This is a genomic window from Halomonas sp. LMYGS-3 (genome assembly GCF_059509875.1).
In genome coordinates, this window is record NZ_JCAKFQ010000017.1 from 55085 (window position 1) to 72645 (window position 17561).

Consider the following 17561-nt stretch of genomic DNA (forward strand, 5'->3'; position numbering starts at 1 on the left):
GGATGGCAACGCCGGGGCGATGGGGTGAAGCCGATTCGGAAGCAACAGGCGTGCCCTATTGCGCCGCTCCGCTATACGGCTTGTAGAAGACGAACTCGCCGACCTCGACCGTCTTGAGGTACTCCGCGGCCCAGGAGGGCCATATTTCCCGCTGATGGAAGTAGAGTGCCCCAGCGGTGCGGTCCGGCAGCTGCTGGTTCAGGGCCTGTCGGGCGACTTCCCTGGCGATCTCGTAGCGGTCCTCCTCCACCACGTGATCCGGACGGCCATCGCACCACCACGAGAACTGACAGGCCCCCTGCTCGGACCCCTGAGTGACGACCTCGCAGATCGTATCGGGAAAGCCCTCGTGGCCCAGCCGATTCATGACGACATTGGCGACGGCCTCCATGTCGGCGGTCTCCTCTCCCTTGGCCTCCCAGTAGATGGTGCGTGACAGGCAGGTGATCGCCTCGTCCAGAGGGGCATCACCCGTCGGATCGACCGCCTGCACCTCGGGCCTCGTGATGGCCTCGGCGGGGGGAGGCGCCACCTCGTCGCCCTCCGGCGAGGCGGCCTGCTCGAGCTCTTCCGCCTTGCTCGTGGCGGCTTCCGCGCGCTCTTCCCGTATCCCCTCCCGGGCCACCACGGCTCCCTGGGCCACGAGCAGGATCACGGCAATGCAGGCCACTCCCCATCTCCGGCGCATTGGCAGCACCTCTCGGATGAACCGGCCCCCACACGTCACGTCCGACGGGCCTGAATCGCCACGTACACAAGAGAACCGGCCGTACCTCTCGGGGCAACGGCCGGTCATCTCATGGCGGCTTCATCTTCCTTGATACGATGCTCTTTCAGTCTAGTGTGGGACCCTGCAAACCGCTCGCACCGGCGCGGCATGATGGTGGCTTCATCCTGCCGGCCTCAACACCCGGTCCAACGCCTCCGCCAGCACCGGTGCCATGGCGATGGCATTGCTCTCGTGGGCGATGCAGTCGGTGCTCCAGATCTGTCCGACGCCGGCGGCCCGGATCACGGCCAGGGCATCGCCGGCGAACAGCGCGTGGGTGATGGCCACATCGACGGAGGCGGCACCGGCGGCCAGCACTTGCTCGGCGGCGCGGGCAATGGTGTGGCCGGAGCTCGCCACGTCGTCCATCAGCACTACCCGGCGACCGGCCAGGTCCAGGTCGGGGAGTCGGATCTCCACATCCCGGTCACCGTGACGCACCTTGCGGCAGACGCCATGGTCGAAGCCGGTCGCCTCGGCGGCACTCCGCACCCACTGCAGCGCCTCCTCGTCGGGGCCCAGCAACAGCGCCTCGCGGCGTTTGCCGGCGACCAGCTCGGCCAGGCGCAGCGCCCCGGAAAGCGCGATGGCGTGCTCGATGGGGATCGCCTGGTCGAGGCGGTCGATGCGGTGCAGATGCGGGTCCACGGTGATCACGGCGTCGAACAGCGCGGCCAGGAAGCTACCGACGATTCCCTGGCTGACGACCTCGCCGGGATGGAAGGCGATATCCTGGCGCATGTAGGCCAGGTACGGCGCCACCAGCACCAGGCGGTGCACACCACCCTGGCACCGGGCATGGCGGGCGAGCAGCAGCAGCTCGATCAGCTTGTCGTTGGGGCGGTCGAGGCTGCGGTAGATCACCAGGGTGTCGGGAAAGGTGCCGGCCTCGGCGAAGGGCAGCGTGAGCTTGAGTTCCTCGTCGGGGAAGCGATGGCGATCGACAGCATGGGCCTCCAGGCCCGCCGCCTCGGCGAGGCGGCGGGCGGGCGCCGCCTCGTCCTGGAAATGGAGCAGGGCAGTCATCATCAGAACTCCACGTTCAAGCGGGTGATCTCGTCGTGCCGGCCGATGGTGATGCCATTGTCGCGTTCGCTGGACTGGTGGGCGAAGGCCAGTTCGTTGCGGAAGGCTGCATAGACCCGATAGAGCGGCTGGCCGGCTTGCACGTCGTCACCGATGCGCGCGAAGACGTCGACGCCGGCGCCGGCGGCCTTGGGGGCGCCGGCCAGGCGGGCGATACGCGCCAGCTTGAGGTTGTCGATGGCAGTGACGACCCCGTCCGCGGCAGCGACGACCTCGAAGCTCTTGGACGCCAGCGGAGGAGCGTCCGGGTCGAAGGGCTTCTCGCCCTGGGCCCGGATGATCGCCTGCATCTTCTCCAGGGCCCGGCCGGAATCGAGTATGTCCCGGGCGATGCCGAAGCCGTCGCCACCCCGCACGTCGGGGTCGAACTCCAGCATCCGGCCGGCCAGTCGCAGCGACTTCTGCCGCAGGTCCATGGGCGCCTCGGGGTGGTTGGTGAGCACTCGCATCACGTCGCGGGCCTCCAGTACCGGGCCGATGCCGCGGCCGACGGGCTGGCTGCCATCAGTGATCACCACGTCCAGGGTCAGCCCCATGCACTTGGCGACGAACTCGAACAGCTTGCGCAGCTGGCGCGCCTCGGGCATCGAGCGCACCTTGGCGTTGGGCCCCACGGGAATGTCGAGCAGCAGGTGGCTGGAGCCGGCGGCCGCCTTCTTCGAGAGGATCGAGGCGACCATCTGCCCGGGCGAGTCGATGGACAGGGGGCGCTCCACCGAGATCAGCACGTCATCGGCCGGCGAGAGCTGGCTGGTGCCGCCCCAGGCCAGGCAGCCACGGTGGGTACGCACGATATCGCCCAGGTCGTCGAAGGGCAGGTCGACGTTGGCCAGCACCTCCATGGTGTCGGCGGTGCCCGAGGGCGAGGTGATGGCCCGCGACGAGGTCTTGGGACAGAGCAGGCCGTGGGCGGCGACGATGGGCACCACCAGCATCGAGGTGCGGTTGCCGGGAATGCCGCCGATGCAGTGCTTGTCGACCACCGGGTGCTCGTGCCAGTCGAGCCGGCGACCCACACGGCCCATGGCATCGCTGAGGTAGAACACCTCCTCGCGATCCAGCTCGCCGCGGTCGCAGGCGACCACGAAGGCGGTCAGCTCGATCTTGGAGTAACGCAGCTCGGCGATGTCGCGGATGATGTCGCGGAAGTCATCGCGGGAGAGCCGCTCGCCGGCGATCTTGCGGTGCAGGGCGGGAATCGAGGTCGGTGGCTCGGCCTGGGAGACGCTGACCGGGTGGTCCTCCTCCACCCCCAACGAGGCATAGGCGTCCTCGGAGAGGCCGAGCTGGTCGCAGTCGACGATGGCGGCGTCGTCGACCACGTTGAGGCTCGCCAGGATACGCTGGCCATTGGCGCGGATCTCGACCTTGGAGAGTGCCTGGAAACCCTCGGCGCGATAGAGGTCGCACTCCCGGTGCAGGTAGGCCACGTGCTCGCGGTAGGTGTCGATGCCCACCCGCTTCAGCTTGAGTGGCGACAGGGTATCATCCAGGGCTTCGACAACGGGTCTCGTCTTCTTCATGGCGCCTTCCAGGCAGCGGGAGCCGGCACGCCAACCGGCCCCTGTCACGCGCGTGACGGGATGGCTCCATCCTAGCAGCGCCCCGGGTGGGCGTCATTTGACGAGAGACAGGCGACGCCTCCGCATGATCGGGACGCGGCCGTCAGAACTCCCGGCCGAGCAGGGCCTCGTTGAAGGGGTAGCGAGAGAGCTTCTCGACGCCGGTGTCGGTGATCAGCACCTCCTCCTCGAGCTTGACGCCGTCGGCGGCGCCCACCTCGCCGATATAGCTCTCCACCGAGACCACCATGCCGGGCTCGAGGATGCCGTCCCTGGAGAAGCGGTCGAAGTCCATGTGGTGGGCCACCAGCGGCGTCTCGCCGTGCATGCCCACCCCGTGGATGATCGAGGGGTAGCGGCGGTCCAGGAAGCGCTCGGGGATCTTCCAGGCCTGCTCGGCGATCTCGCGGTAGCTGATGCCGGGCTCGAGGATGCCCATGTTGTGGTGCACCTGGTCATACGCCATGCGGTAGAGCTCGCGCTGGTAGGCGCTGGGCCGGCCGGGGCCGACGTGGAAGGTGCGCGAGAAGTCGGAGTAGTAGCCGTGGCAGCCGATGGTATCGGTGTCCAGGGCGATCAGCTCGCCGGGGCGGATCTTGCGGTCGCTGGCCTCGTGGAACCAGGGGTTGGTGCGCGGCCCGGAGTTGAGCAGGCGGGTCTCGATGAACTCGCCGCCACCACGGATCACCTCGCCGTACATGATGGCGAACAGCTCGTTCTCGGTGACGCCGGGCTTGATAGCGGCCTCCACCTCGGCCACCGAGGCTTCGCTCGCGGCCATCGACTGGGCCAGGCAGGCGATCTCCTCGGGGGTCTTGATGCGCCGGCAGTGCAGGGTATCCTGCATGCAGTCGGTGACATCCAGGCCCTGGGCCTCCAGCGAGCGCGCCAGGTTGAGCGCACAGCGGTCCAGGCCGACCTTCCGGTTGCCACGGCCGTGCGCCTCCACCAGCTCGGCGATCTCCACGCCGAAGGGGTCGGAGGAGAGGTTGTCGCGCTGGTTCACCGCCGACCACACCACCTTGGAGGTGCGCGACTCGTCGATGGTCTCCAGCCAGGTGGAGACATGGGCGCTGCCCGGATACTCGAAGAGGATGATCGGGCCTTCGAGCGGCACATAGAGATAGCGCGTGGAGTTGCGCAAGAAGTAGCCGAACATGTTGCGCGAGCCGGTGGCGTAGCGCTGGTTGTTGGGGTCGAACAGCACCAGGGCGGCGTAGCCCTGCTCGGCCATCATGGCACGCAGGCGCGCCAGGCGCCCGGCGCGCAGCTGCCTGGGATCGAAGGCGGTGGGGATGCTGTCGCCGTTGGCCATCGGGGCCGAAGGCACGACCGGAATCCGGTCCGGTTCGCTGTCGGTCAGTTTCTCTGACTCTACGATGCTCATGGGGGTCTCTCGCTGTGTCGTCAGGGGGACGGCCACCCGGGAACGGCGGCCATCGCTATCGGCTCGGACTGCTGGCTCAGTCGGCCAGGCTGTCGCTGCGGCTCATGCCTTCCTCGAGGAGCCGCTCGTGGATCGGCGCCATGCGGCCGAAGATGCGCCGGGCGCGCTCGGGGCGGCCGATGAAGCCGGGCTCCTTGGCGTAGGCGAAGATCACCGTGTGGCGCTCGCGGTCGCCCTCCACCGGGGTGACCCGGTGCAGCGAGTAGCGGCCGAAGAACACCTGCAGGTCACCGGGCGCCAGGTCCAGTGACTTGAGACGCGAGCGGTCGCCGTCGAGCACCTTCTCGACCGCTTCGAAGTTCTCGCCCTCGGGGCTGCGGATGCCCGGGGCATACTCGAAGCGCCCACCGCCGAGGGAGCGGCGGGTCATCATGGTGACGATGAACTCGTTGGTGTCGTAGTGCCAGGGGTGCTGGCAACCCTCGCGCAATACGTTGACCACCAGGTCGGCCAGCGGGTCGGCGTACTGGTGGATCTCCTCCATGCCCACCACGGCGCCGATGAAGCGCTGGAACCCGGAGTGCCGGTAGACCTGGCGGATGATGGTGTCGGCCCCGATGCAGTCGCCAGCGACGAAGCCGTTGGTACGATCGTCGAAGCGGTTGACCGGATGGGTCGCCGGCAGCGAGGGGTCGCCGGCACTGTTGTAGGGGTTGGTCTCGGTCTGGTTGTAGTGCGCCTCCGGCGAGAGTCGCTCGGTCTCGCGCTCCAGCCGCGCCAGGGCCTCGTCGGGCACGAAGCGCTCGAGAACCACGCAGCCGTCCTCGGCGAGCTGGCGGCGGCAGGTCTCGATCAGTCGACGGCCGGCAGCACTGTCCAGGTCATCGATGGGATAACGGGCCAGATCGATCAGGCCCTCGAGGGAAGCGGTCTCCGGTACCGTGGCATTGGCATCCATGGGGGTCGTGCTCCTGCCGTGTTGCGGGTAGTGCTGGACAGGATAGTGACGCCAGTTTAATAATGAAAATGAATGGTTGAGATATCACTCATTGCAAAGGCTCATTGATCATGGACACCGACCTGCTGCGCGCCTTCGTCACCGTGGCCGAGTGCCAGGGATTCAGCGCCGCCGGCAAGGTGCTGCACCGCACCCAGTCGGCGGTCAGCCTGCAGATCAAGCGGCTCGAGGACCTGATGGGCAAGGCGCTGTTCGAACGCACCAGCCGCAGCGTGCTGTTGACCGCCCCGGGAGAACGGCTGCTGCCCTATGCCCGCCACATGCTGAAGCTCGAGGACGAGGCCAGGGCGGCGCTGGGCGAGCTGCAGCGCGGCGAGTTGATCCGCTTCGGCACCTCCGAGGAGCAGGCCGGAGCCTATCTTCCTGAGCTGCTGCCACGGTATGCCGAGCGTTTCCCCGGCACTCGCCTCGAGGTGAGCTGCGACATCAGCGCCTCGCTGGTACAGTCCTTTCAGGAGGGGCTGCTGGACATGGTGCTGTCGATCCGCCATGCGCCGACCCAGTCGGGCCACCTGCTGGGCTGGGAGCCGATGGTCTGGGTGGTGGCCGAGGATCACCGGCCGGCGGAGTGGGATATCCTGCCACTGGCCCTCAACCCCGAGGGTTGCATCTTCCGCGCCCATGCGCTCTCGGCCCTGGGACGCGAGGAGCGGCGCTGGGAGCTGCGTTACGTCAGCCAGTCACCCACCGGCATCAACCTGCCGGTGCAGGCGGGGCTGGCCGTGACGGTCAAGACACCGCGCAGCGTACCGGAAGGGTGTCGAGTGGTGGGCGAGAAGGAGGGGCTGCCACCCCTCGGCCAGGTGGAGATCGAGCTGCATTGCCGGCCCGGCCACACCAGCGAGGCACTGACGGCCTTCCGTCAGGAGCTCGAGCGCCTCGTCACCCACAACGACACGGTGGCGGCACCCGAGCCGGTCGTCCCCATGAGCTGATGCCGACAGACGATGGCGGCTCAGACCTTCTTGACGAACTCGGACTTCAGTTTCATGGGGCCGATGCCGTCGACCTTGCAGTCGATGTCGTGGTCGCCCGCAACCAGGCGGATGTGCTTCACCTTGGTGCCGACCTTGACGACCGAGGAGGTCCCCTTGACCTTGAGGTCCTTGATCACGGTGACGGTGTCGCCGTCGCTCAGGACATTGCCGTTGGCATCGCGCACCAGCGCCTCCTCCTCGACGGCTCCACCGCCCGCCTCCCGCGACCACTCGTGGCCACATTCCGGGCAGACGAACTGGATGCCATCATCGTAGGTGAACTCGGAGCCGCAGGCCGGGCAGTGGGGAAGGTCGCTCATGGAGGGTGTCCTGATGCAGGCGGTTGGAAAGCCGCAAAGCCTACACCGTCGCCCGAGGCGGTGCCAGGCGTCCCTTTCGGCGTTAGGCTCCAGGAGAGCAGGCACCATCGACAGGAGGCAACATGAAATTCGCGATCATGGGCAGCGGTGGCGTGGGGGGCTATTTCGGCGCACGCCTGGCCGCGGCCGGCGAGGAGGTCACCTTCATTGCCCGGGGCGAACACCTGGCGGCCATCCGCCGCGACGGGCTGAAGGTCTCGAGCATCAAGGGCGATGTCACCATCGCACCGGCCAGCGCCACCGATGACCCCGCCACGGTGGGCGTGGTGGACTGCGTGCTGGTGGCGGTGAAGGCGTGGCAGGTGCACGAGGCGGCCGAGGCGATCCGCCCCATGATCGGCCCCGGGACCGTCGTGGTACCGCTGGAGAACGGCGTGGAAGCCGCCGACACCCTGTCCGCGGTACTGGGCAGCCGCCCGGTCATCGACGGTCTGTGCGGCATCCTCGCCTGGCGCGAGGGCCCCGGGCATATCCGCCATGCCGGGGTCGACCCCTTCGTGCGCTTCGGCGAACGCGACAACCGGGCGGGCGAGCGAACGCACTGCCCGACTCAAGGCCGCCTTCGACAGGGCCGACGGGGTGACCGCCGAGATCCCCGACAATATCCAGACGGGGGTGTGGAGCAAGTTCCTGTTCATCTGTGCCATGAGCGGCATCGGCAGCATCACCCGGGCGCCCATCGGGGAGACCCGCACCCTGCCCGAGACCCGCGCCCTGATCGAGCAGATCCTGGCCGAGATCGAGGCGGTAGCCAGGGCTCGCGGCGTGGCGCTGCCGCGTGATGCCGTGGCCCGGGCCATGAAGTTCATCGACGCCCTGCCCCCCGAGAGCACCGCCTCCATGCAGCGCGACATCATGGCGGGCCGCCCCTCGGAACTGGAGTCGCAGAACGGCGCCGTGGTACGACTGGGGCAGCAGTACGGCGTGTCCACCCCGGTCAATGCGGTGATCCACGCCGCCTTGCTGCCCCAGGAGAAGGCGGCTCGCGAAGCGGTATCGGGACAGCCTGGGCCCACCGGACATCAGCCGCGCTGATAGGTCCCCACCAGGCGGTTCATGCCCAGCAGGTGGGGCTCGACCCGCTCGAGCAGCTCGGCCAGCGACAACCCTGGCGGCAGGTCGGTGGCCTTGTCCAGCGCCAGCACCCAGAAGTAGTACTGGTGCAGGCCGTGGCCATCCGGGGGCATGGGGCCTCCATAGCCGGACTTGCCGAAGTCGTTCAGGCCGCCGGTGCCGGCCGTGGAGCCCTCCTCCAGCGACGTGGTCGAGGCCGGCAGGTTGTACAGCACCCAGTGCGCGAAGCCGTAGCTGCCGTTCTGTACCAACGGGGCGTCCGGATCATGGCAGATCACCGCGAAACCCTGGGTACCCTCCGGCGCATCGCGCCAGGCCAGCGCCGGCGAGACATCCTCGCCCTCGCCGGTGTGTTTCACCGGAATCGCCCCCCGTTCCGCGAAGGCGGGGCTTTCCACTTGCATGGTCGAGAGTGCAAAGGCCATGATGATCAACCTCCTCGCGTACCTAGGTCGGTGGAACCGTGCCGCTAGCGTCGGAGAAAGACGATAGACTGTCAATCATGAAACACCTGCTGATCGTGGCCCACGCGCCCTCCCCCAATACGCTCAAGCTCCGTGAGGCCGCCGAGCGCGGCGCCCGGCATCCGGACATCGAGGCCGTGGAGGTGGTGGTCAAGGCGCCGCTCGACGCCGGCCCCGACGATATCCGCGCCTGCGACGCCATCCTGCTCGGCACCACCGAGAACCTCGGCTACATGAGCGGCGCTCTGAAGGACTTCTTCGACCGCAGCTACTACCCGGTGCTGGAGGAGAAGCAGGGGCTGCCCTGCGCGCTCTACATCCGCGCCGGCCGCGACGGCACCGGCACCCGCCGGGCGGTGGAGAGCATCGTCACCGGGCTGCGCTGGCGCTGGGTGCAGGAACCGCTCACCCTGCGCGGCGAGTGGCAGGAGGGATTTACCGACCAGGTCGAGGAGCTCGGCCTGTACCTCGCCGCCGGGCTCGACAGCGGGATTTTGTGAGGCACTTGCCTGACGACAAGTCAACCCTACGCCTGGCAAACATCATCCGGTTACGGCACCCGGGGATGCTATACCTCTCAAGACCCCCTATGCCGTCGCGTTCAGGCAAAGCAACAACAGCAAGCCATGCCCGTCTCGGTCCCGGTGTGAAGCGTTCTTCCTGGCTGCCGCCCAGCGTCCTGCTCGATACTGACAACGCGTCTGGCCGGCTCACTCGCAGCGAGGTGAGTCATGAAACGGGTTACCGCACTACTGACCGGCTGCCTGGGCAGCCTGCTGCTCATGAGCACGCCAGCGACGATGGCGCAGGAGCCCATGATCATCGGCACGGCCAGCCGCGCCGGTGTCTATCACGTCGCTGGACGGGCCATCTGCCGGGTCGTGGACTTCCCCTGCGTCGCGGAGTCCAGCCCCGGCTCCAGCGCCAACCTGGACGCCATCCGCAAGGGCGAGCTTATGGTGGCACTGGCCCAGTCCGACATCCACTACTACGCCGTCAGCGGTACCGAGGCCTTTCGCGAGGCGGGACCGGCCCCGGACCTGCGTTCGATCTTCTCCCTGCATAGTGAACCCTTCACGCTGGTCGCGAGGCGCGACGCCGGCATCCGCGGCCTCGACGACCTGGCCGGCCGCTCGGTCAACATCGGCAACCCCGGCTCCGGACAGCGCGGGACCATGCTGCGGATCATGGATGCCCGGGGCTGGAGCCGCAGCAGCTTCCGCCAGGTCAACGACCTACCCGCCGAGCAACAGGCGATGGAACTGTGTCACGGTAACATCGATGCGATGGTCTACACGGTGGGCCACCCCAACGACTCGGTGGCTCAGGCGATCCGGTTGTGCAACGCCACCCTGGTGGACGTGGAAGGACCGGCCATCGACCTGCTGATCACCGCCTATCCCTTCTTCACCCGTGCCTGGATCCCTGGCGGACTCTACGCACCGGACCAGGCCGCTGTTCGCACCTTCGGTGTGCGCGCTACCCTGGTGACCTCTGCCAATACCGATCCGGACATCATCTATCGCCTGGTTTCAGGCATCTTCGACAATTTCCTGCGCTTCAAGGCCTACCACCCGGCCTTCGGCACCCTGACCCCGGAGTCGATGATCGAGGAGGGACTCAGCGCCCCCCTGCACGAGGGGGCGCTGCGCTACTACCGGGAACGGGGGTGGTTGGAGGAGGCCACCGTTGTCGCCACGGTACCGACCGACGAATGATGGTCCGCGGCTGAAGAGCGGCACCGTCCGGCTCGGGGGGCTATGCTTTTCTCAGGCCCCCTGCAGAGATACCCCATGCCGACCGACAGCTCTTCCGTCTCTTCATGTCTCGTCGGGGCGACTTGCCTCGCGGGCCTGCTGGCCGGACTGCTGATACCGGCAAGCACCTTCGCCGACGAGGATCGCATCATCATCGGCACGGCGAGCCCGGCCGGCGTCTACCACGTCACCGGGCGCACCCTCTGCCGGCTGCTCGAATCGCCCTGCACCGCCCAGACCAGCGACGGCTCCGCCGCCAACCTCCAGGCGGTACGCCAGGGCGAGGTGACCGTCGCCCTGGCCCAGTCGGACCTCCAGCATTATGCCGTATCGGGCATCGAAGGGTTCAGCGATGCCGGGCCCGACGACTCGCTGCGCTCAGTCTTCTCGGTGCATGGCGAACCCTTCACCCTGGTGGTCCGCCGCGACAGCGGGATCCGGGAGTTCGACGACCTGCGCCAGCGCGCCGTCAACGTCGGCAACCCCGGTTCGGGCCAGCGCGGTACCATGATGACGCTGCTCGAGGCCAAGGGCTGGACCCTCGATGACTTCAGCCTCGCCAACGACCTGCCCGCCGACCAGCAGTCGCTGGAGCTGTGCCACGGCAATATCGATGCCATGGTCTATACGGTGGGCCACCCCAATGATTCGATCGAGCAGGCGATCCGACTCTGCGATGCCGCCATCATCGACGTGAGGGGCGAGGCGATCGACCGGTTGGTGGAGGAGACTCCCTACTTCACCCGGGCCACGATTCCCCCCGGCGTCTACACCCCCGACCAGCCGGCCGTCGAGACCTTCGGCGTGCGCGCCACCCTGGTCGCCTCGGCGGCCACCGACGCGGAGATCGTCCATGCCATCGTCGCGGCGGTCTTCGACGATCTCGACCGCTTCAAGTCCTACCATCCGGCCTATGGCGAACTGACGGTCGAGTCGATGATCCAGGAAGGACTCTCGGCCCCGCTGCACGAGGGCGCCCTGCGATACTACCGGGAACGGGGCTGGATCGAGGCCGAGAACGCCCCGGGCGAGAATGCCCCTGGAGAGGAAACATCGGACGAGAGGGGTGATGAACACGAGGAGACCGCGGAAAGCGCAGCCTCTGACGAGCCGGATGACATGCACGATGACACCTGACCGGCGTCGCTGCCATGAGCAACAACGGCACCCCGCGGGGTGCCGTTGTCGTCTGGTGGGCCGGCCGTCACGAGTCGGCCGGCCACGCTACTTCAGCCGTTCGAAGATGGTGGCCACACCCTGGCCCATGCCGATGCACATGGTGGCCAGGCCCAGGGTGGTGTCGCGCTGCTGCATCACGTTGAGCAGGGTGGTGCAGATGCGCGCACCGGAGCAGCCCAACGGGTGACCCAGGGCGATGGCACCGCCATTGAGATTGACCTTGTCGTCCAGGGCGTCGAGGAACCCGAGGTCCTTGAGCACCGGGATCCCCTGGGCGGCGAAGGCCTCGTTGAGCTCCACGCTCTGGATGTCGTCGCTGGTCAGGCCCGCCGCCTTGAGCGCCTGCTTCGAGGCCGGCACCGGCCCGTAGCCCATGATCGAGGCGTCGCAACCGGCCACGCCGGTAGAGAGCACTCGGGCGATGGGGGTGAGGCCCAGCGCCTGGGCGCGTTCGTGGCTCATCACCGCCATGCCGGCGGCACCCACGGAGAGCGCCGAGGAAGTCCCGGCGGTGACGGTGCCGCCGCGCGGGTCGAAGACCGGCTTGAGCTCAGCCATCTTCTCGAGACTGGCATCGGCACGGATCACCTCGTCGCGGTCGACCCGCACCTTGAAGCCGCGCTGGTCGTGTCCCTCCACGCCGACGACCTCGTTGTCGAAGTAGCCCTTCTCCATGGCGGCCTGGGCGCGCTGGTGGGAACGCACACCGAAGGCGTCCTGCGCCTCGCGGGAGACGCCGTGCATCTTGCCCAGCAGTTCGGCGGTCAGGCCCATCATCATGGCGGCCTTGGCGGCATACTTGCTGGCAGCCGGATTGACGTCGACGCCGTGCGTCATGGGCACATGTTCCATGTGCTCGACGCCACCGATGACATAGAAGTCGCCCATGCCGGCCTTGATGTTGGCCGCGGCGATATGCAGCGCGGTCATCGAGGAACCGCACAGGCGGTTGACGGTCTGGGCCGGCACGCTGCGCGGGATGCCGGTCATGATCGCCGCGTTGCGGGCGATGTTCATCGACTGCTCGAGGGTCTGGTTGACGCAGCCCCAGATGACGTCGTCGACCTCGGCCGGGTCGAGCCCCGGGTTGCGCTCGAACAGCGCCTGCATCACCGCGGCGGACAGGTTCTCGGCGCGCACGTGGCGAAAGGCGCCGTTCTTGGCCTTGGCCATGGCGGTACGTACGCAATCGACCACCACGATGTCTCTCGGATTCAAACTCATCTTTCACTACTCCTGTTCGTGGTGGGTTCAGCCCTGGGCCCGATCTTGGATTTGGGAGGAATGGGAGGCATAGAAGCGCTCGCCGGCGTCGGCCATCGTGCGCAGCCCGTCGGTGGGGGCGTAGAGCGGCCCCAGTTCCTCGGCCAGGCCGTCGGCCAGCCTGACGAACTCGGCCACGCCCATGGCGTCGATATAGCGCAGCGCGCCGCCGCGGAACGGCGGGAAGCCGATGCCGTAGATCAGCGCCATGTCGGCCTCGGCCGGCGAGTCGACGATGCCGTCCTCGAGGCAGCGCACGGTCTCGAGGCAGAGCGGCACCATCAAGCGCGCGATGATCTCCTCGTCGCTGAATTCGCGGCGCTCCGTGGCCACGCTCTTGGCCAGATCGATGGCGGCCTCGTCGCTGACCTTCTTCGGCTTGCCCTTGCGGTCTTCCTCGTAGGCGTAGAAGCCCTTGGCGTTCTTCTGGCCCAGGCGCTCGTTCTCGACCATCACCTGGATCGCGGTCTTGCCCTCGCGAGCCATGCGCTCCGGGAAGCCTTCGGCCATCACCTCCTGAGCGTGGACGGCGGTGTCCATGCCCACCACGTCGAGCAGGTAGGCCGGGCCCATCGGCCAGCCGAACTTCTCCATCACCTTGTCGACGCGCTGGAAATCGGCGCCCTGCTCGACCAGCAGGCTGAAGCCGCCGAAGTAGGGGAACAGTACGCGGTTGACCAGGAACCCCGGGCAGTCGTTGACCACGATCGGCGTCTTGCCCATGGCGCGGGCGTAGGCCACGGTGGCCGCCACGGCGGCATCACTGGTCTTCTCGCCGCGGATGACCTCGACCAGCGGCATGCGATGCACCGGGTTGAAGAAGTGCATGCCGCAGAAGTTCTCGGGACGCTTGAGGTTGGCCGCCAGGCGATCGATGGAGATCGTCGAGGTGTTGGAGGTGAGGATGGTCTGCTCGCCGACCAGGCCTTCCACCTCGGTCAGCACCGCGTCCTTGACCCTGGGGTTCTCGACCACGGCCTCGACCACCAGGTCGACATGGCCGAAGTCGCCGTAGGAGAGTGTCGGGCGGATGTTGGAGAGCCTCTCGGCCATCTGCTCGGTGGTGAGCTTGCCCCGCTCGACCTGCTTGGCGAACAGCTTGCGGGCTTCCTTGAGGCCCAGCTCGAGGGCCTCGTCCTGGATATCCTTCATCAGGATCGGCGTGCCCTTGGAGGCACTCTGGTAGGCGATGCCGCCGCCCATGATGCCGGCACCGAGCACCGCGGCCTGCTTGACCGGCCGGGCCTGTTGCTCGTACTTGCCGCCCTTCTTCTTGACCACCTGGTCGTTGAGAAAGAGTCCCACCAGGTTGTAGCAGACGTCGGTCGCGGCCAGCTTGGCGAAGGCCTTGGCCTCGATCGCCTGGGCGCGACCGCGCTCCTCGCCGGCACCCTTCTGGATCACCTTGATCGCCTCGATGGGGGCGGGATAGTGGGGCCCCGCCTTGCCGGCCACGTAACCCTTGGCGGTCTCGAAGGCCATCATCTGCTCGATGGGCCCGAGCTTGAGCGGGCCGCTCTTCTCATCACGACGCGCCCGGTAGTCGAGCTCGCCGGCGTTGGCGCGGGCGAGGATGTCCAGTGCCGCCGCCTCCAGTGCCTCGCCCGGCACCACGGCATCCACGGCGCCCATCCTCAGCGCCTCGTCCGCCGTGTTCTCGCTGCCGCCGGCGATCCATTCGATGGCGTTGTCGGCGCCGATCAGGCGCGGCAGCCGCACGCAACCGCCCCAGCCCGGCAGGATGCCGAGCTTGGTCTCGGGCAGGCCGATCCTGGCGCCCTCGGCCATCACGCGGAAGTCGGTCGCCAGGGTGACCTCGCAGCCGCCGCCCAGCGCCAGGCCGTTGATGGCGCTGACGGTGGGGAACGACAGGTCCTCGATGGCGTTGAAGATGTCGTGAACCCTCAGGTTCATCTCGACCAGATACTCCTGGCCCTTGTCGAAGATGCCGTGGAATTCGGTAATGTCGGCGCCGACGATGAACGCCTTCTTGGCGCTGCCGATCAGTAGCCCCTCCAGGCCACTTTCGGCCTGGAGGGCCCTGACGGCCTCCTCAAGCTCGGTGACCACCGCACTGGAGAGCTTGTTGATGGACTCCCCCTTCAGGTCGAAGGTAAGCGTGGCGATGTCGTCGCCACTGCGTGCCACCGTGATGGCGTTGCCTTGATAGATCATCCGCAAATCTCCACGATTTCATACGGCCGTTTGAATGGCCACAGCTTGGTCCACTCCGGCGGCGACGTCAAGCCCCCGATCTCATCCGTGGGTGAGCCACGACGACCAACGCCGACACGGCGAGTCACCCGCATCCCGGCCAAGCTGGTAGGATTCAAGGCTGGTCCTGATCAGGGTAGCCGACACGCTCATGCCCCCTTCTTCCAATCCCACTCCTGCCCCCGCCGGTCTCGGTTCCCCGCGACTACGCCGGCTGCAGGAGGGCATCGAACGGCTGATCGAAAGGGTCCGCCCCTGGAGCGGGCTATGGCCGCCGACCGCCTTCGCCGCCGGGCTCGGCAGCTTCTTCCTGGTCGACCGCCAGCAGTGGCTGGGGGGCCTGCTCGCCCTGGGGATGCTGCTGGCCTGGCTGCTGCTGCTCTCCGAGAGCCTGATCCGGCGTTTCATGGCCCGCCGGGGCTACCCGACCCTGTCCCCCGGCGTCACCACCTTCGTCGCCCAGATGATCCATCAGGAGACCCTGTTCTTCTGCCTCCCGTTCCTGCTCGCCACTACCGCCTGGGCCAGCGGCCAGGCGCTGTTCACGCTTCTGCTGCTGGCCATGGCGGTGCTCTCGATCCTCGACCCCCTCTACTACAGGCTGGCCGAACGACAACGCTGGCTCTACTTCGCCTTCCACGCCCAGTGTGTCTTCCTGGTGGTGCTGGTGACCCTGCCGACCCTGCTGCACCTGACCACCGGCCAGAGCCTCAAGCTGGCACTGGCCGCCATGGTGCTCTTCAGCCTGCCGAGCCTGCTGCACCTGATCCGTCCCCGCCGGCTGCGTGGCTGGCTGGCGCTGCTCGTCCTCGTGGGCATGCTCGCCGCGCTGGCCTGGGTCGGCCGAGTCTGGGTGCCACCCGCCAATCTGTGGATCACCGCCACGGCGCTCTCGCCCGGCTTCGATACCGAGGCCCGCGCGCCCCGCGACACCCTGCGCCTGACACCCGGATCACTTCAGGCTTCCGGCCTCTATGCCTATACCGCGATCCGCGCACCGCGCGGGTTGCGTGAGGAGATCTTCCACGTCTGGCGACACGAGGGCGAGGCGATCGACCGCATTCCGCTGGTGATCGAGGGCGGACGCGACCAGGGCTATCGGGCCTGGAGTCACAAGCAGAACTTCCCTGAACGCGTGGAGGGACGCTGGCGCATCGACGTGATGACCGACAGTGGCCAGCGCATCGGCGTGCTGCGCTTCACGGTGAGTGAGACGAACGCGACCCTGGCCGATGGGCGAATCCAGTCGCCACCCGGGCTGCCCGGGCTCGACTGGCACCGGCTGATTCCGGGTCAGGAGCTGACGGATTCGGCGGAGGACCCGGCCACCAACGAACGGTAAGCGTGCTTGCATTACACGCTGGGTCTACGGACAATCCAGCGAAGCCAACCGACACCCAGAGTCCCATGCATCAGAACATCGGCTTACAGCTGACCCGAGTCCCGCGTCTGTGGCGCGCCGTCATCGATCACCGTCTGGCCCCCCTGGGGCTGACCCAGACCCGCTGGGTCACCCTCTACACCCTGTGGCGACTCGGCGACGGCCAGCCCCAGTGCGACCTGGCCCGTGCCATCGGGGTCGAGGCCCCGTCGCTGGTGCGCACCCTGGACCAGCTCGCCGAGCAGGGGCTGATCGCGCGCCAGCCCTGCGACCAGGACCGCCGCACCAAGCGTGTCTACCTCACTTCCGACGCCATGCCGCTGCTCGAGCGTATCGATGCGGTGGTGACCCAGGCCCGTGCCGAGATGCTGGCCGGGCTCAGCGATGAGGACGTGGAGCAGCTCGCCGGCCTGCTATCGCGTATCGAGAACAATGGCCTGGCCATCCAGGCCCGCGAATCGGGCGACTGACCTGCACTCATCCGCGCCGGCTTCCGAGAACGCCGCTCGCCTCGGGAGCATCGGGGCGCCCGGCCAGGCCGTCGCGCAACGCGGTGAAGTCCTCCAGGTAGGTGGCGAAGCGCGGGAAGTCCTGGGACTCCCACCACCAGAGGGTCAGGGCATGGCGGCTCGACTCGATCACCAGGGCGTCCTGGGGGAGCCGCGACAGCAGGCCCATGAAGCGCGACTCGAGGGCCTCGGGCAGCGGACGCAGCGGCTCCCGACGCCAGCGCCAGCCGTGGACGAAGGGCTTGAGCGAATCGCCGGCGGCACTGTCACGTACCAGCACGAAGTCCGGCCCGGGCCGGTCCTGGGGGTAGTGCCAGCGGTAGGCCGGCATCACGGTCCGGATGCCGTGCAGTGGTGGCGTCTCCAACTTGACCGAGAGACCGGTCTTCATGGCCTCGCTGCGCAGGCCGGCGACCCGTCGCTGACGCGGGCTCGGCCGGAGCCACATCACCGGCGAGATCACCAGCATCAGAACGAACAGTATGATCAACCAGGTCATGTTCTCTCCCGAATGGCGCTTGATGCGCAAATCTTGATGCAA

At 67.6% G+C, this 17561-nt stretch carries 17 protein-coding genes and 1 pseudogene; 8 read left to right on the forward strand and 10 right to left on the reverse strand.

Features of this window, described 5'->3' with window-relative positions; all coding sequences use genetic code 11:
- Positions 1 to 55 precede the first annotated feature (55 nt).
- From AC5W54_RS15385 to AC5W54_RS15405, 5 genes are all read right to left on the reverse strand, one after another.
- Positions 56 to 670 (reverse strand): cell wall hydrolase, encoded by a 615-nt coding sequence (locus AC5W54_RS15385; RefSeq protein WP_495962966.1) that lies wholly within the window; start codon positions 668 to 670, stop codon positions 56 to 58.
- A gap of 219 nt (positions 671 to 889) precedes the next feature.
- Positions 890 to 1798, reverse strand: coding sequence for a ribose-phosphate diphosphokinase (locus AC5W54_RS15390; protein ID WP_495962967.1), 909 nt, complete (start codon positions 1796 to 1798; stop codon positions 890 to 892).
- Entirely contained in the window at positions 1798 to 3378 is a 1581-nt protein-coding gene (locus AC5W54_RS15395; protein ID WP_495962968.1) for a thymidine phosphorylase family protein, read from the reverse strand. The genes AC5W54_RS15390 and AC5W54_RS15395 overlap by 1 nt, the downstream gene beginning before the upstream one ends.
- Before the next feature lie 142 nt (positions 3379 to 3520).
- A complete protein-coding gene (locus AC5W54_RS15400) occupies positions 3521 to 4804 on the reverse strand; it encodes a M24 family metallopeptidase (RefSeq protein ID WP_495962969.1) in 1284 nt (427 codons plus the stop codon).
- A gap of 76 nt (positions 4805 to 4880) precedes the next feature.
- On the reverse strand, positions 4881 to 5762 hold the full coding sequence (locus AC5W54_RS15405; RefSeq protein WP_495962970.1) for a HalD/BesD family halogenase: 882 nt from the start codon (positions 5760 to 5762) through the stop codon (positions 4881 to 4883).
- A gap of 110 nt (positions 5763 to 5872) precedes the next feature.
- Here AC5W54_RS15405 and AC5W54_RS15410 point away from each other — a divergent pair, with 110 nt between their 5' ends.
- Positions 5873 to 6757 (forward strand): LysR family transcriptional regulator, encoded by an 885-nt coding sequence (locus AC5W54_RS15410; RefSeq protein WP_495962971.1) that lies wholly within the window; start codon positions 5873 to 5875, stop codon positions 6755 to 6757.
- Between the two features lie 20 nt (positions 6758 to 6777).
- Here the strand turns inward: AC5W54_RS15410 and AC5W54_RS15415 are convergent, their stop codons facing one another.
- Complete coding sequence (locus AC5W54_RS15415) at positions 6778 to 7119, reverse strand: zinc ribbon domain-containing protein YjdM (protein ID WP_495962972.1); 342 nt, start codon at positions 7117 to 7119, stop codon at positions 6778 to 6780.
- Between the two features lie 137 nt (positions 7120 to 7256).
- Between AC5W54_RS15415 and AC5W54_RS15420 the strand changes: the two are divergent.
- Together AC5W54_RS15420 and AC5W54_RS15425 are read left to right on the forward strand one after the other, a co-directional pair.
- A pseudogene (locus AC5W54_RS15420) lies at positions 7257 to 7637 on the forward strand (ketopantoate reductase family protein); the annotation flags it as partial.
- A gap of 187 nt (positions 7638 to 7824) precedes the next feature.
- Complete coding sequence (locus tag AC5W54_RS15425; protein ID WP_495962973.1) at positions 7825 to 8214, forward strand: ketopantoate reductase family protein; 390 nt, start codon at positions 7825 to 7827, stop codon at positions 8212 to 8214.
- Here the strand turns inward: AC5W54_RS15425 and AC5W54_RS15430 are convergent.
- On the reverse strand, positions 8202 to 8678 hold the full coding sequence (locus tag AC5W54_RS15430; RefSeq protein WP_495962974.1) for a YbhB/YbcL family Raf kinase inhibitor-like protein: 477 nt from the start codon (positions 8676 to 8678) through the stop codon (positions 8202 to 8204). The genes AC5W54_RS15425 and AC5W54_RS15430 overlap by 13 nt on opposite strands.
- 77 nt (positions 8679 to 8755) lie before the next feature.
- Here AC5W54_RS15430 and AC5W54_RS15435 point away from each other — a divergent pair, with 77 nt between their 5' ends.
- The 3 genes from AC5W54_RS15435 (at position 8756) to AC5W54_RS15445 (ending at position 11611) form a co-directional block, all read left to right on the forward strand.
- Positions 8756 to 9217, forward strand: a complete 462-nt coding sequence (locus AC5W54_RS15435; protein WP_495962975.1) for a flavodoxin family protein — start codon at positions 8756 to 8758, stop codon at positions 9215 to 9217.
- Positions 9218 to 9448: 231 nt separating this feature from the next.
- Positions 9449 to 10435 (forward strand): TAXI family TRAP transporter solute-binding subunit, encoded by a 987-nt coding sequence (locus AC5W54_RS15440; protein WP_495962976.1) that lies wholly within the window; start codon positions 9449 to 9451, stop codon positions 10433 to 10435.
- A 75-nt stretch (positions 10436 to 10510) separates the two neighbouring features.
- Positions 10511 to 11611 (forward strand): TAXI family TRAP transporter solute-binding subunit, encoded by a 1101-nt coding sequence (locus tag AC5W54_RS15445; protein WP_495962977.1) that lies wholly within the window; start codon positions 10511 to 10513, stop codon positions 11609 to 11611.
- 87 nt (positions 11612 to 11698) lie between these two features.
- Here the strand turns inward: AC5W54_RS15445 and fadA are convergent, their stop codons facing one another.
- Positions 11699 to 12877: an acetyl-CoA C-acyltransferase FadA gene (gene fadA, locus AC5W54_RS15450; protein WP_495962978.1), complete on the reverse strand. Its 1179-nt coding sequence runs from the start codon at positions 12875 to 12877 to the stop codon at positions 11699 to 11701.
- 27 nt (positions 12878 to 12904) lie between these two features.
- A complete protein-coding gene (fadB, locus tag AC5W54_RS15455; RefSeq protein WP_495962979.1) occupies positions 12905 to 15091 on the reverse strand; it encodes a fatty acid oxidation complex subunit alpha FadB in 2187 nt (728 codons plus the stop codon).
- Positions 15092 to 15281: 190 nt separating this feature from the next.
- Between fadB and AC5W54_RS15460 the strand changes: the two genes are divergently transcribed.
- Together AC5W54_RS15460 and slyA are read left to right on the forward strand one after the other, a co-directional pair.
- Complete coding sequence (locus tag AC5W54_RS15460; RefSeq protein ID WP_495962980.1) at positions 15282 to 16472, forward strand: DUF5924 family protein; 1191 nt, start codon at positions 15282 to 15284, stop codon at positions 16470 to 16472.
- Between the two features lie 65 nt (positions 16473 to 16537).
- Positions 16538 to 16981, forward strand: a complete 444-nt coding sequence (gene slyA, locus AC5W54_RS15465; RefSeq protein ID WP_495962981.1) for a transcriptional regulator SlyA — start codon at positions 16538 to 16540, stop codon at positions 16979 to 16981.
- A 7-nt stretch (positions 16982 to 16988) separates the two neighbouring features.
- Here slyA and AC5W54_RS15470 read toward each other — a convergent pair whose 3' ends face one another.
- Entirely contained in the window at positions 16989 to 17519 is a 531-nt protein-coding gene (locus AC5W54_RS15470; protein ID WP_495962982.1) for a preprotein translocase subunit YajC, read from the reverse strand.
- Positions 17520 to 17561 lie beyond the last annotated feature (42 nt).